We start from the raw sequence: 15,491 nt of genomic DNA, 5'->3' as shown, positions 1-15,491 counted from the left end.
TAATTCAAAAATGGCAAGAAGCGTAATAGAGAGCAATAGAGTGCGGAACAAGACAAGTATTTGCCCTTGTTCGGGACGACCGTTTTACATAAAGTAAATATATACATTCGAATGTAATGTCTGTGGGATAGGAGGGGCGTCGCTACTACGTAAACGTATCGTCTTCCATACCACGCAGCCTGCTGCGAGGTTATTTCGTGCTGCCCATTTGGCTACATTCTGTTGGAGGTGTCATGTGAAATCTAAAAAATATAGTCGAAAGCTGATCGTCGTTCTGATGACTTTTTGTTTGCTTTTTACAACCGTTCAGCATGCGTTCGCGGATGAAAATCTCAAGCGGAATTCTTCAGACATTGCCGAGGGAAATGCCCTGCCTGCCGACGCTTCCGCTCGCCCGGCGGCTTCCTCCTTGCTTTCCGATATGAAGGGGCATTGGGCTGAAAAGCAGGTGCTTGACTGGCTGCATTCAGGCCGAATACAAGGCTATCCGGACGACACATTCAAACCTGATCAGCCGATAACGAGAGGGGAATTTATCGCTTTAGTCAACCGTTCCTTTGCTTTCGAAGAGAAGGCGCCCGTCAGCTTTACGGATTTGCAGGCATCGGACTGGGAATATGAAGAAGCGGCCAAAGCGGTGAAAGCCGGTTATATGGAAGGTTATCCAGACGGTACGATCGGTTTGAAGCATCTGATCAGCAGGCTGGAAGCGGCAGCTATGATTGCCCGGCTGCTGAAGCATGACGAACAGGTTGACGATACGGCTGCTGCTGCGTTCCGTGATTACGAACAAATCGCCGAATGGGGACAAGCCGCTGTCGCGCTAGTTGCCGGCAAGCAAATCATGGTGGGATACGAGGATCAAATCTTCCGTCCGTCGGCACCCATAACGCGAGCCGAAACTGTCGTATCGCTCGCTCGAGCGTTATTGCCGAGGAGTTATGAGAAAGCCGGCCTATATGGACCTGCTGCCGGGAACGAAACGGTTCGTGGAGATGTTGCGGTTAACGCCGGCGAAGTCACGCTGCGGAATATGACCATAACCGGAAACCTGCTGCTCGCGGAAGGAATCGGCGAAGGCGACGTCACCTTGGAAAATGTGACGGTGCAGGGAGTAACGAAGGTGAACGGAGGAGGCCGAAACAGCGTCCATTTCCGGGACTCCAAGCTCGGGAACGTTATCGTTGACAAGCGTAACGGAACGGTCAGAGTCGTATTGGAAGGATCCACAACCGTCGTAAAGCTTACGGTCATTTCTTCGGCGATACTTGAAACGGCGGATTTGACAAGTCAAGGCGCTGCGGAAGTGCAGCTCGGCGAGGAATTGCCTGCCGATGGAATCGTAGAGCTGAAAGGCAGCTTTGAAGCCGTGAATGTTCTTGCGAAAGGCATCAGATTGGAAATCTCGCAAGGGACGGTTAAGCGGCTGCATGTGTACGAACAGGCGACCGGTATCGTTCTGGACACCGGAGATGACGCAGCCGTTATACTACTCATTCTTGACGCCGTCATTCAAGCGCTTGGCCAAGGCAGAATTGAAAGCGTAACCATTGCGGAGAAAGCGAATACGTCTGTGTTTGAAAAGCAACCTCTTAAGAAAAATGGAAAGGGCGTTACGAGTCCGAGCCCTGGCGGCAATACGGCGACGCCTAGCCCGGGCGGCAATACGGCGACGCCGAGCCCGGGCGGCGGTACGGCAACGCCGAACCCGGGCGGCAGTACGGCAACGCCGAGCCCGGGCGGCAGTACGGCAACGCCAAGTCCGGGCGGTGGTACGGCGACGCCGAGTCCGAGCGGCGGTACGGCAACGCCGAGTCCGGGCGGCAGTACGGCAACGCCAAGTCCGGACGGTGGTACGGCAACGCCGAGTCCGAGCGGCGGTACGGCAACGCCGAGCCCTAGCTCGACACCGACGCCGGATCTGAGGATTGTCGATAATGGCCAGGGACAAGCGGTAATCGTCATTGAGCCGAGTGCAGCCGACCAGGTTATTGCGGCAGCGAATACGTTGGCCGAGTATGTTAATAAATCTACGGGCGCAGCGCTTCCGGTACTGACTACGACGGAGCTCGCCGCAGCCGGCAGCCAGTATGACGGCGACGTGCGAATTTATGTCGGCTCCCAAGCTCCCGACGCGCAAGCTGCAGTCGCAGCAGAAATGCAAGGCTTAAAGGACGACGGGTTCGTCATTCATCCGTACGAGGATACAATCGCTATTGTCGGACCAACCGGATGGGGGACTCAATTCGGCGTCAACGAATTTCTGGAGCGTTATTTCGGCATACGCTGGCTGATGCCGGGGCCGGATGGCGAGGATGTGCCGCTGCACACCACAATCGACATTTCTGCAGAAAGCGTTCGCATCGATCCTGCGACGATTTCGCGTTCTTATTTTTACCTGAATACGCCGGCCAATATGGAGTGGGGACGCCGTAACGGCATACATGACAACATCCAATTTCATCATAATCTGGCCAATTTATTTGATCCGACAGATGCGGAGCTAAAGCTTCATCCCGAATATTATGTAGACGGCGTGCTGCCCACGCACCCCTATGAATGGCAGCCTTGCTTCAACGACACGACAGCTGCAGTCGCGATCGGGAGGATTAAGCAATTTTTCGATGCGAATCCCGGCGTTAGCTCGTATTCGCTAGGAATTAATGATAGCGAGAATTATTGCGCAGCCGATAAATTGCTTGCCGGCGGCGAACTCAATTCCAACGGATTTTTGAATATGTCGGAAGTATATTACCCGTGGGTTAACAAAATAGTTGAGGGTGTCCTGGCGGACGAACGCTACGAAGATAAATATTTCGGTCTGCTGGCGTACTGGAGCGTGTACGATCCCCCGACAACCGTGCAGTTGAATCCCCGCGTGATCCCTTATATTACGGATGACCGCATGTCCTGGGAGGATCCGACCTTAGCGGCTGAAGGCATGCAGATAACCGAAGCGTGGGAGGACGCAGCCGAATATGTAGGATGGTATGAATATTTATACGGATCTCCGTATAACGTACCCCGGGTTTACATGCAGAGGATGGCGGAAAACTATAAATACGCTCAGGATCACAGCGTTATTGCCCATGTGGCGGAGTTGTTTCCGAACTTCAGCGAAGGACCGAAGCCGTGGGTATCGGCCAAGCTGCAGTGGAACGCCGATCAGGATGTAGACGATTTGCTGAACGAGTGGTATGCGCAAGCGGTCGGTGTAGAGGCGGCAGCCGATTTGAAGGCGTATTACGATTTGTGGGAGGATTTTTGGACTACTCGTATCTTTGAATCGGAATGGTATCAAAGATGGAAGCAGTCGGATCCTAGAAGCAATTTTATGAGATTCGATCAGCCTGATTATTTAGAAGCGGTAACGAAGGAAGATATAACAGAAAGCAGACGATTGCTGGAACAGGCAGTGATTAAAGCGCAGACAAGCAAGCAGAAAAAACGGGCCGAGCAGCTCCTTCGCGGCTTTGAGTTTTACGAAGCTTCCGCACTCAGCTATCCGCGAACCGGTGCCGTTGCCGCACCGACGAACGGGACTGAAGCGCTTGTCATGCTGGACGACATCAAGCTTAGCTTTGAGATGGTGAAGAAGCGGTTCGTTCTGCCGTCCGAGTTTGAAGGGGATCCCATTCTGAATATACCGCTTGCGCCGCCGAAAAACGGCGGAACCTGGGACGGCATACAGACCGCGCTTATTACGGCATTGCAAAGCTATATAGCAGCGCATCCGGAAGACACAGCCGTCAGTGAAGGCTTGGACGAATTTTTGGCCTTTATCAATAATACCGACTATTCTGCAAAAGCAGTCAAAACGACCGCGGGCAAATCGCGAATTTTGCAATCGCTTGATTTCAACGAGGGACCATGGAGGGACGCCGAACCGTTCAGCGATTTTATGGTGATGGGTACCCGAATCGATGTGCCGGATACGACAAAGGTTTATCTGCTTTGGGATGATGTGAATCTCTACGTCGGCTATGAAAACTTCGACAGCAATATCGGCGGAATGATTGCTAGCGACTCTGCCCCTAATTTTTGGTGGAGCAGCGGTGCGGACGATTCGGTTGAAACCTATGTGACCTCCGATCCGGATGTAAGCTTTAAAGGATTTTTCTCCAACCCGAAGGATGTCAGGTTCAGCTACCGGAAAATCGGTTCCGGGGGTCCTGCTCCGAATGCCGGTGAAGTATGGGAAACGAATTCCGTCAAAAAAAGCGATCGCTGGAATACGGTTCAAGCGATTCCGTTTGTAAGCATCGGCATCGATCCGAATGAGACGGATGCATTGAAGGGGTTCTTTTTGCGAAATTATCATGGACAAAAATGGTTTTTGAGCTGGGGAGGCGGGTATCCTTGGCAGGCGGCGTATTTTAACCCCATTCAGTTGGTTATGCCGAATAATTTAGTGACGGACCCGTCATTTGAAATAGGGGAGCCGAATGATCCCGTATTGTCGGCGAATTGGTGGTATTGGGGGGCTGATCCTTCGAATCCCGGCAAGCGGACATCGGAAATCAAGCGTTCCGGAAGCTACAGCTTTGATGCCGGAAGCCCGTCGCATGCGGGGCTGGTTCAGGATGTGCCGGTTTCAAGCGGAAAATACAAATTCACGATGTATTATTATGTACCCCAAGGCATGGAAACCACAGGCTCCATTCAATTTTGGGGTACGGTTAAGGATCAAGTCGGAGGAACGAATTTGGCTGCCGCGGTTTCGGACGCAGCGCCGATTTCCGATTCGGAGAGCGGCTGGGTAAAGTTCGAATACGATTTTGACATTCAACCGGATTATGCCGGCGTACAGCCTCATAATTTAAATTTTACGGTTGTCGTTCACGATCTGGAGCCGGGCGAGAAGCTGTATATCGATGACATTGCGATCAACAAGCTGCCAGATTATTCGGTGCATGCCGAGCCGGGTACGGTACATGTGTTATTCAATAATACTTACGTACAGGCGCCGGATATGAGTAAATTCACCGTGCAGCAGCAAATCAACGGGCATGCCGCAACGCCGGTAACGCCTTTGGCATTACAATGGGATTCCTCAACGAAGACGGCATCATTAACCGTTCCGGTCATTGCGCCGTCTTCGGAGCAGCAAAACGTCTGGTACCTTGTAACTTACGATGGCGGCGATGTCGCCGAATCGACCCCTCTCAATATTGCAGCCGAAGGAGGCGTCACGAATTTGATTCGGAATCCGTCGTTCGAAGCGGGAGATCCGAATCCTGCAATGCTGCCGAATTGGTGGTATTGGGGCGCTAACCCGGACGATCCCGGCAAACGAACGACGGCAATCAAACGAACGGGCAGCTACAGCTTTGACGCAGGAAGTCCGGCCCATGCGGGGCTGGTGCAGGATGTTCCGGTTTCAAGCGGCAAATACAAATTTACGATGTATTATTATGTACCCCAAGGCTTGGAAACCACAGGCTCCATTCAAATGTGGGGCACGATCAAGGATCAAGTCGCAGGGACAAATCTCGCTAATATCGTGTCGGGCGCAGAACCGATCTCCAATTCGAGCAATGGCAGTTGGGTAAAGTTTGACTATGTTTTCGACATCCAACCCGACTATGCAGGCGCACAGCCTCATAACTTGAATCTTACGGTTGTGATTCGCGACCTCGAACTAGGCGAGAAGTTGTACATCGATGATATCGCGATTTATAAGTTGCCGGAGTATTCGGTGCAAGCGGAGCAAGGTACGGTTAACGTAATATTCGACAACACGCTTTTGCAGCAGCCGGATATAAACAAATTTACCGTTCGGCAGCAAATCAACGGGCTTGAAGCGGTGCCGGTAACGCCTTCGGCGATGACGTGGAATGCTGCAGCTCAAACGGCGGCATTAACCGTTCCTGTCATTCCGGTTTCATCGGAAGAACAGCATGTGGCGTACCTTGTCTCGTACGATGATGGTACTGTGAAGGAATCCTTGCCTTTTGTTGTTGCCGCAGAAGGAGGGATAATCAATTTAGTCCTGAATTCCTCGTTCGAAACCGGAGATGCCGGAGATATGAGCGTAACGCCGAATTGGTGGTACTGGGGCGCTAATCCGGATGATCCCGGCAAGCGAACCGCAGAAATCAAACGTTCCGGCAGCTACAGCTTTGACGCAGGAAGTCCGTCTCATGCAGGGCTGGTCCAGGACGTTTCCGTTACGAGCGGAACATACAAATTTACATTGTACTATTATGTACCTGTGGGCGTGGAAACGATGGGCACCATTCAATTATGGGGAGCGGTCAAGGATCAAGCAGGCGGAACAACTCTAGCCGCAATTGTGTCCGACGCAGCGCCAATTTCATCTTCAGGCAACGGCACTTGGGTCATGTTCGAATATGATTTCGAAATTCAGCCCGACTATGACGGCGTACAGCCGAACAGCCTGAACTTAACGATTGTACTCCGCGATCTGGTGCTCGGCGAGAAACTGTATATCGATGATATCGCGATCTATAGGCTGCCGGATTAACAGTGAAAGTGATTCGAATGTCAATGTGGAACCGTAACGGATTATACAGATCGAAATGAATGGATCGCAGATGAAAAACGCAATGAAAAAAGGATCTGCCTTTGGGGTTGGGGCAGATCCTTTTTGTAATCCTATCTCAAACCTCAAACCTCAAGCCTCAAGCCTCAAGCCTCAATCGAATTCCTTGCGGACCCACTCATCCTCCGGAATATCGAACGCTTCGCCCGAGAAACGCATTTCCTTGAATGGGTCGGCATAGTTGTGGAAGCCGTTCCGTTCCCAGAAGCCGGGCCGGTCTTCTTTCATAAACTCGATGCCGCGTATCCATTTGGCGCTTTTCCAAAAGTACAAATGCGGTACGACGAGCCGGAGCGGCCACCCGTGCTTGTCGGTCAAAGGACTGCCGTTATAATGATACGCAAGCAATACGTCGTCACGAATCAGATCGTCAAGCGGCACGTTCGTATCGTAATCGTTGTCGGCATGAATCATCACATGCTTGGCCTCCGGCTTCACCTTCAGCAGTTCAAGCAGGTCGCGGAAACGGACGCCTTCCCAAACGGTGTCGAATTTGGACCATCGCGTCACGCAGTGAATATCGCAGACGACGCGGGTAAGCGGAAGCGATTTGATTTCCTCAAATGTGAACACGCGCTCGGCATCTACCTCGCCGAATATTTTCAAATTCCAAGCGTCTATGTCATAAACCGGCACTTCCCCTTCGTGCAAAATCGGAAAGCGCTCCGTCAACACTTGTCCCGGCGGCAATCGATCGGCCAGCTCGGCAGGGATCTCCGGCGATTTCATTCGTTTAATGCGGTCGGCTTTCGTGCTCATGATGTTCCTCCTTGATGTTCCGTCCTTCGTATCGTCGTGCTGAATTTGTTTGAAAAGCAGGAAGTGTATCTCGATGATTGTTCGATTTCCTGTTGATCGTGCCAGTACTTTGTGTTTTTTATATTCATTCGCGGATGGAGCAAATGTATGCGATATTTCATGTACATTCGCGGAAAATTCTGCAGATGAATCAAATGTGTATGATATTTCATATACATTTGCAGAAAATCCTGCAGAAGGAGCAAATGTATGCGATTTTTCATATATATCGTGTTGCACAGTATGCACGAATCCTCTACGCCCTTCATTACGCATCGCACATTACCCCCAGCTTGCATCACTCGCTTTATGACGTAGGGGAGTCGCCCTATTTTATATACTCGCTTCTGTGTTGAACCTGGAACCAAGCGTGATTTGCTGTTGAGCCCTATATGTTTCACAGTATTTAGCGGCAATATCCTATACTATACCTCGAATCCGCCATTTACGCCAATGTCGCGAATTGCGGCGGAATTCCGCTTAAGAGCTGCAGGAAATCGCTGCACGATCGGTTATTTTTCTGTTGTCCTGGAGGGTTTGTGAGGAAAAGGCAAAGTCATTGTTACAAAAGGCAACCGCATAAGCAAGAGCAGACGTCTTCTTCCCGAATTACCTAAAAATTGAACAACAACATCTAAAAAAATTGTCAGCGGACTCCTTTATAATGATCCGGAAACAGATCCGATGGGAGATGGAACCGGTGGCCAAGATTGATATCGAGAAGTTCAAAGGCGTAACGATCGCCATGTACGCGTGCTACGATAAAAGCGGAGCAATCGACCCTGCGGCAATCAGGCGGCTGGTCCGGCATTACTGCGAAACGGGCGTTCGCGGATTGTATGTGGGGGGCAGCACCGGGGAAGGTATGCTGCAAAGCGTGGAAGAGCGTAAGCAAACTCTCGAAGCGGTTATGCAGGAAGCACGGCAGCATGAGCGGCAACTGAGCGTCATCGTTCATGTCGGCGCTCCTTCCACTCGCGACAGCGTCGAGCTGGCGGTTCATGCCGAGTCGGTCGGCGCGGATGCCGTATCGGCGGTTCCCGCCATCTACTACCGCTTGTCGCCGCAGAGCGTGGAGCGGCACTGGCAAGCGATCATCGACAGCACCTCGCTGCCTTTTATCATTTACCATATCCCGCAGACGACTGGCTTCACGCTAAGCAAGGAGCTGCTATCCAGGATGGCGGCACAGGAGAAGGTAATCGGCGTAAAAATATCGTCCGAAAGCACGTTCGAACTGCAGCAGTTCAAGGCGGCGGGAGGCCCGGATTTTCTAGTGTTTAACGGACCGGATGAGCAGTACCTGGCAGGCAGAAGTATCGGAGCTGACGGCGGAATCGGCGGTACGTACGGCATTATGCCGGAGCTGTTCCTGAAGATCGAGCGCTGCTTCAACGAGGGACGTTTGGTGGAAGCGAAGGAATGGCAGTTCCGCGTGAATGAGATTATCGTCGAGCTGCTCGCGCTTCCGTCCTTGTACGGAGGCTGCAAAGCGATATTAAACCTGCGCGGCTTCGATATCGGTGAGCCGCGGATGCCGCTGCTGCCGATTCCGGAGTCGGACATGGAACGGGTCGCACGTTTGAACGACAAAATAATGAGCTTCATTGAGCAAAGCGGGATATAACCGCGCATGGGGCCGACCGTCGTCAAATCGACACTATACCGCGCAGCATTCAGCGCACGAGGTGTGCGCCGCACCGTTTTGAACCCCGGCGCTCTACGCTCTGTACGGATGTGCGCCGCACCGTTCTGAGCTCCGACACTTTTCTCAATGCACGGGTTACGCACCGGTCTAAGCCACGGCGTTCTTCACAGCGCACGGGGGGCTCCGTATCTATCTGGGCCCCGGCGCTCTTCATAGTGTACGGGGTCGCTCCGTATCTGTCTGAGTGCCGGCGCTCTTCACAGCGCACGGGGTCGCTACGTATATCTGTTTGAGCCTCGGCGCTCTTCACAACGCGCCGCTCTGAGCCTCGTCGGTTCTTCACAGAGCGCGCGCCGAACCGAGTTATGCATTAAAGGCATCCAATTGGTGACATTGACAAAAAGCCGGTCACGGCCATAAAGTGAGCATGACGGGAGGAAGCAGGATGACACAACCGTATAGAGTCATAGTGGCGGACGACGAGAAGCAGGTCAGAGAGCGGATTGTTCAATCGTTTCCTTGGGAAAGCCTGGGGATGCGGATCGTCGGCGCGGCATGCGACGGGCGGGAGGCGCTTCGGCTGGCCGAGAGCTGCAAACCTCATGTCGTGCTGACGGATATCCGAATGCCCGGTATGGACGGGCTTGAGCTGGCCGGTTCGCTTCGGGAACGGTATCCCGACGTGAAGGTCGTGATCTTGAGCGCTTACGACGATTTTAAATATGCACAGGACGCCATTCGGGCGGGGGTTAAAGGATATTTGCTGAAGCCGCTTGCTCAAGATGAATTTAGAGAGCTGTTCCAGCGGATCGCTTGCGAATTGGACCAAGAGCATGGTTCAAGAAGCGGCGAGGATACAAGGGAACGGTTTTTGATCGATTTGCTCAAAGGAACGCATACGGAGCCGTTAAGCGAACGCTTGACCGAGCTCAAGCTGCAAGGCTTGAATCATTACACGCGCGTTGCGATATGCGCCTTCGAGCATCGGGCCGGGCGGGAAATGCGGTTTTCGAGCCTGCAAAGCGCGCTTCACATGAGCGCGAAGTTTTGGGGCGGTCACGACATCCCTGCGATTTATTACGGCGGGTGCCACGTTATTTTTTTTCACGATAAGAAACCGCTTTCAAAAGGGAGCGTACAGCGTTTACTCCTTGATTTTGCCGAAAAGCTGGAGCGGCTCGGCGACGAGCTTGACGGTTCGGCGGGATTGACGATTGGGGTAGGCAATTTATATGATGAGCCAGGCGCGATCGCCCGTTCCTACAATGAGGCGATTTTTGCTTCCAGCTGCCGGTATTTCCGGCCGGCTGAAAGCCTCTTTTTTTACCAGGATATCGTACGGCATGAACCGCCGGCGAGCAGCATAAATGATCTGATCGAGGAGACGGTGCAGTCGCTTTTCACCCAATCGACTACTGGCGGCGGCATTCATCCACTTGAAGCGTTCTTCCGGCAGGTCGAGCAGCACGGCAAAAGCGACGTTCGCGATCTGCACTCCGCATGCATCGAGCTGCTGATTGCAATCCATCTAAAGGCGAGAGAGCGGAGCATCAGGATCAGGCTGCCGGAAAGGAAGGAAGCGCTGGAGCGCATTCAGTCGTTCCGTTCCTTGTACGAGCTGAAAGCCTGGTTTCTCGACATGGCAGGCGGATGGGGCGTTGAGCCGGAGGCGAGCTTGGCGGAAAACCCTCATGACTATGTCGCCCGCGCCAAAGCGCATGTGCAGCGCCATCTGGCAGACAAAATATCGCTCGAAGAGGTGGCGGAATCGCTGTTCATCAACGCTTCTTATTTCAGCCATATGTTCAAGAAGCAAACCGGTCAAAATTTCGTCGATTATGTCAACGAAGCCCGGGTAAATAAAGCGGCCGAGCTGATCAAGCAAACGAATTACCGGATCAAAGAAGTTTCGCTCATGGTCGGGTACAAAAATTTTTCCTATTTCAATAAAGTGTTCAAGTCGATCGTCGGCGTAAAACCGCTCTTGTACAGATCGGGTATTTTTGCAGCGAAGACGGAGTATGAGCCGAATGAAGCGAAATCGTAAAATCAAATTCAGCCGTTTTCTGATAATCGTCGCGCTTGCGGTCGGACTTGTGCTGATGCTGCTGACAGGCTCGATTCTTTACGTCAAAACCAAAATGTTCATCACCGAGAAAAAAGATTTCATTCACAGCACGAGAATGAATCAGATCGCCTATGATGTCGGTAAAATTTTCGACGGGCTGTATCATATCGCCGATAATTTGAAGCACAACGAAAGGCTGATCTCCTACATCGAAGATTTGCAGAACGACAAACTCGATCCATACCGGAAATATTTTCTCTCCAAAGAGATCGAATCGTACCTGTACAATATTGAGAAAGAGAACGCCTTCGTCAAGCATATTCTCGTCCTAACGGATAACAATCAGTTCAGCTCGAATCAGAAATATGTCGATTACGGACTTGTTGGCAGGGACATGCTTGTCAAAAAAAACAATGAAACGAGTCTTGTGCCTCCGGGCAAGACAAGGGACTTTTTCTCGGCGGGCGAGGAGAACGGCAAAACGATAAGCGACGCGACGCTTGCGATGCTGGACGGAAGCCTGTACCTTGCGAATGTGCTGACCGACAAAAACGGCAAACGGTACGGGACGCTGTTCGTCGTTCTCGATTCGACCGAATTTACCGAGGCGGTTGCGGGACATGAGCATATCGCGCTGATAAACGATCGGATGATCGATATTTTCAAAGGCGGCACCTTCAACGAGCTAAAGCTCGAGGACATAGGCGATGCGATAGAGCGGGCGGGCGACTCGGGAAAAATCGTGAAAAACAACATCAACATCAGGATCAAAAATATTCCGTTCTACCAGCTTAAGCTTCTGTATTTGGAGGAAAATGGTTTTCACAACAAGCAGGTTCGGCTGATCGGCACGCTGATTGCGGGAACGTTCGTCCTTTGCATCGGGATGGCGTTCGTTTCGTCACGGAGCATTTCCGGCAAAATATTGTTTCCGGTCCGGCGCTTGATTCTCCTGCTGGAGCGGTACGATATCGAGAAAAACCCGCTAAATAGGTTCAGGGGGCCGGGGAAGTCGCGGAAGCTGTATTTGCGCGACCGGTTTTTTCTGTATTTTCTGATCACGATCATGCTGCCGCTGCTCTCGTTCATCGTCATTTACTACTGGCAGTCCTCGACGATTATGGCTAATGAAATCAAAAGAAGCTATTATACCGTCTACGAGAAAAACGCCAATGAAATCGAGCATTTTCTGAACCAGAAAGAAATCATTATGACGAGGCTGGCATTCGATAGCATTGTACAGTCGGATTTGCGGATGCAGCCGGGCGGCGTTAAAGCGGGATTCAAGGAGATTCACAAGATTGTCAGCGAATACCGGTATTTGGGAAGCGACAAGGATACGATCCGGATTTTCGACCGTCATTTCCAGCTGCTGTATTCGAACCGGGTCGAGCTGCCCGAGTTGGACGGCAAGCAGATTTTCGATAAGATGAAATCATCCGGCAGCTTTTTCGGTTATTCCGTCGAAACGGACGATTTGGGCAACCATGCGGTGACGCTGGGTATTCCCGTCAAAAATTTGTCTCAGATATCCGAGACGATCGGTTATATCACCTTAAGCATCGACGGCATTTATTTGCGGAATTTGTACGCCAACGGGAAGGGCGGCGACAACGAGACGTTCCTGGTCGATTGGAATCAGCAAATCATTTCCCATCAGAACAAGGATGCAATCCTGCAAAAGTTCGACTCGGAAGCCATCGCGCCCGGCGAAGACGGCTACACCGTCGTTAATGGGAAAAAGCAGTACGTCTACACGACGAAGCTGAAGCATTTGCCGTGGACTTACGTATCCGTTTACGACTATTCGAGCGTGCGCAACGAAAGTCTCCGGCTGATCTATAACGATCTGTATTTGGTCGTTATCATTTTTCTGCTTGTTCTGATCTTGTCCTACGTGATGGCTCATCTGCTGCTCAAGCCGTTAAACAGGCTGAATTTGCTGTTTATGCGCTTCGAGCTTGAGGATGTCGACTCTCATTACGCCGACGGGGAGGCGATGATCGATGAGGTGGATCAACTCGGACGCACCTTCAATGCGATGATCGGAAGAATCGAGGATTTGATCGACGAGGCGATGATCGCAGACCGGGAGCGGATCAGACTGCAATACGAGAAACGGGAAACGCAAATTACCGCGCTGCAGGCGCAGATCAATCCGCATTTTTTGTACAATACGCTCGACACGTTCATCTTTATGATCGAGAAGGACGAACGAGCGAAAGCGATCGAGATGGTCACATCTTTAAGCCGGCTGTTCCGCTATATTACGAACAAAGAACAGCTGCTGGTGCCGCTTAAAGAAGAAATCGCCTATGCCAAATCGTATGTTCACTTAATGAAGCACCGGTACGAGCATATCGTCTGCGAATGGAATATCGATGATGCGGCGTTGGAGTGCCGGACGCTGAAGCTGATTTTGCAGCCGGTCATCGAGAATGCGATCCAGCACGGTTCCTTCGGGCAGGATAGTTTGCGGATCGAGGTGTCGATTCGCGCCGCAGGCGGCTTCATCGAGCTGGAGGTCAAGGATGACGGAAACGGAATCGGCGAGCGCGAGCTTCGAGAAATCAGAGATCAGCTGGCCGGTCCGACCGTGCAAAGAATCGGCATTTTCAACGTAAATGCAAGGATGAAGCTGAACTATGGGGAGAGCTGCGGCCTTCAAATCGAAAGCGAACTGGGGCGCGGGACGACGGTAAGGATGATCATTCCAATGTTTCCGATGGATTGAACTTTATATGCTGTAATGGGACCGCAGGCTGAGAAGCTTGCGGTTTTTTTTTGAAGATAAAGAGAGATATGAAGTCGGGGTATGCCTTACTTGACTCGTAAGAAAGCATGGCTCGTTCCGGTAAACACGCCAGACCTTTAATGGATAGACGGTAATGCGGTTCATCCATACGCTGCCAGTAAGGCTCCTCTATATGCTGTAGTCCGAAATAGCCCGCTTGGAGCAAGGAGTCGAGGTTCGCTTTACGCTGTAGTCCGATTTTGCCGGCTTGGAGAACGGATTCGTCGGTGTACCGGAAAAATAGCTGCTGCAAGTAGGCGTTTTCGGACTACAGACTGGGAAAGGAAGCCATGCTCGATTCCAAGTGGGCAAAATCGGACTGCAATGCATTCAAGCGACGAGCGAGGATGCGCACTTTGAATACCGGCTGGAGGACCGGTAAATGTCAAAGACGTGACTGAAAGCACTGAAGGCGAACAAGAGGTATTCCCATGGAATCCCCTAACCCGTTTCTCTCCAACGCGCAAACGTAGTGGTTCGCACAAGAAAAGACAGTCTGGCGATCGCTTTCAGGCAGTTTCCTTCTCACCGCCTCAACGTACAAAATCCGTGTTATTTCATCCAAAAATCGTTCCAATCCTTTGCTCTATACTGAATCCATAAACCGAAAGCGCTACCAAAACAGGCGCGGATTACGATCAGGGAGGTTTGCACATGTCGGTACACGACGCGCCATTGCACAGTGTCGAGCGAGTCAAGCCGTTACGGGCGGGTTATACGCGCTTGAAGCAGATGAAAAAGATGAAGCTGCTTTATCTTATGATGCTTATTCCGATCATTCATCTTTTCATTTTTCACTATATTCCGATTTACGGGATTGTCATCGCATTCAAAAAGTTTTCGCCCGGCCGGGGTATCATCGATAGCCCGTGGAACAATTTCGAGCATTTCAAATTTTTGTTTACCGATTTTTTGTTCATACGCGCGCTCAAAAATACGATCATCATCAGTCTCCTGAAGCTGGTTGTGGGATTCCCGGCGCCGATCATTTTCGCCTTGCTGCTGAATGAAATCCGGCAAGCGGTATTCAAGCGGATCGCGCAGTCCATCTCGTATTTGCCCCACTTCATGTCATGGGTCATTCTTGCCACGATGCTCGGTGAGGTGCTGTCTCCACAGCGGGGGATCGTGAATTTCGTGATCACCTCCTTCGGCGGTCAGCCGACCAATTTTTTGGCGGAGCCGCATTTGTTCGTGCCGATTCTGATCCTTTCGGACGTATGGAAGGAGATCGGCTGGGGGGCCATTATCTACTTGGCTGCGCTCTCATCGATCAATCCCGATCTGTATGAAGCCGCCGAGGTGGACGGGGCGAACCGGTTCAAGCAGGCGCTGCATATTACGCTGCCTTCGCTGATGCCGATCATGACGATTTTATTCATTTTGAACCTCGGAAATATTTTGAACGTCGGATTCGATCAAATTTTGAACCTGTACAATCCGATGGTGTACGAGGTTGCCGACGTTATCGATACGTACGTGTACCGCAAAGGGCTGGAGCAGTTCAATTTCGATTACGCCGCCGCGGTAGGACTTTTCAAAAATGTGGTCGGCGTCGTCCTCATACTCGGAGCCAACTTTATTATCCGCAGATACAGCGAACACGGAATCTGGTAGT

The 15,491-nt window shown here is 51.6% G+C and carries 6 protein-coding genes; 5 read left to right on the top strand and 1 reads right to left on the bottom strand.

The genetic code is table 11. From position 1 onward, the window contains the following. The first annotated feature begins 235 nt into the window (after positions 1 to 235). A complete protein-coding gene (locus tag DQG23_RS33435) occupies positions 236 to 6,487 on the top strand; it encodes a DUF4838 domain-containing protein (protein ID WP_113035383.1) in 6,252 nt (2,083 codons plus the stop codon). A 171-nt stretch (positions 6,488 to 6,658) separates the two neighbouring features. On the opposite strand, the gene DQG23_RS33430 is transcribed toward DQG23_RS33435, so the two are convergent. Beyond that, positions 6,659 to 7,324 carry a sulfite oxidase-like oxidoreductase gene (locus DQG23_RS33430; RefSeq protein WP_113035382.1) on the bottom strand — a complete coding sequence of 222 codons (666 nt, stop codon included), beginning with the start codon at positions 7,322 to 7,324 and terminating at the stop codon, positions 6,659 to 6,661. Between the two features lie 730 nt (positions 7,325 to 8,054). Here DQG23_RS33430 and DQG23_RS33420 point away from each other — a divergent pair. From DQG23_RS33420 to DQG23_RS33400, 4 genes are all read left to right on the top strand, one after another. Beyond that, positions 8,055 to 8,990: a dihydrodipicolinate synthase family protein gene (locus DQG23_RS33420; protein WP_113035415.1), complete on the top strand. Its 936-nt coding sequence runs from the start codon at positions 8,055 to 8,057 to the stop codon at positions 8,988 to 8,990. A gap of 466 nt (positions 8,991 to 9,456) precedes the next feature. Next, positions 9,457 to 11,058: a response regulator gene (locus DQG23_RS33415; protein ID WP_158560825.1), complete on the top strand. Its 1,602-nt coding sequence runs from the start codon at positions 9,457 to 9,459 to the stop codon at positions 11,056 to 11,058. Beyond that, positions 11,042 to 13,813: a sensor histidine kinase gene (locus tag DQG23_RS33410; protein WP_158560824.1), complete on the top strand. Its 2,772-nt coding sequence runs from the start codon at positions 11,042 to 11,044 to the stop codon at positions 13,811 to 13,813. The genes DQG23_RS33415 and DQG23_RS33410 overlap by 17 nt, the downstream gene beginning before the upstream one ends. A 714-nt stretch (positions 13,814 to 14,527) precedes the next feature. Beyond that, a complete protein-coding gene (locus DQG23_RS33400) occupies positions 14,528 to 15,490 on the top strand; it encodes an ABC transporter permease (protein WP_113035377.1) in 963 nt (320 codons plus the stop codon). Position 15,491 lies beyond the last annotated feature (1 nt).

It is taken from the genome of Paenibacillus contaminans, assembly GCF_003285015.1.
Lineage (GTDB): Bacteria > Bacillota > Bacilli > Paenibacillales > NBRC-103111 > Paenibacillus_V > Paenibacillus_V contaminans.
The sequence above is the reverse complement of the archived record's forward strand: the minus strand, read 5'-3'. Positions and strand labels throughout refer to the sequence as shown.

Excerpts from the sequence above, each read along its gene's own strand:
- DQG23_RS33430 (WP_113035382.1), bottom strand. The coding sequence starts at position 7,324 with ATGAGCACGAAAGCCGACCGCATTAAACGAATGAAATCGCCGGAGATC.
- DQG23_RS33400 (WP_113035377.1), top strand. The coding sequence starts at position 14,528 with ATGTCGGTACACGACGCGCCATTGCACAGTGTCGAGCGAGTCAAGCCG.
- DQG23_RS33420 (WP_113035415.1), top strand. The coding sequence starts at position 8,055 with ATGGAACCGGTGGCCAAGATTGATATCGAGAAGTTCAAAGGCGTAACG.
- DQG23_RS33410 (WP_158560824.1), top strand. The coding sequence starts at position 11,042 with ATGAAGCGAAATCGTAAAATCAAATTCAGCCGTTTTCTGATAATCGTC.
- DQG23_RS33415 (WP_158560825.1), top strand. The coding sequence starts at position 9,457 with ATGACACAACCGTATAGAGTCATAGTGGCGGACGACGAGAAGCAGGTC.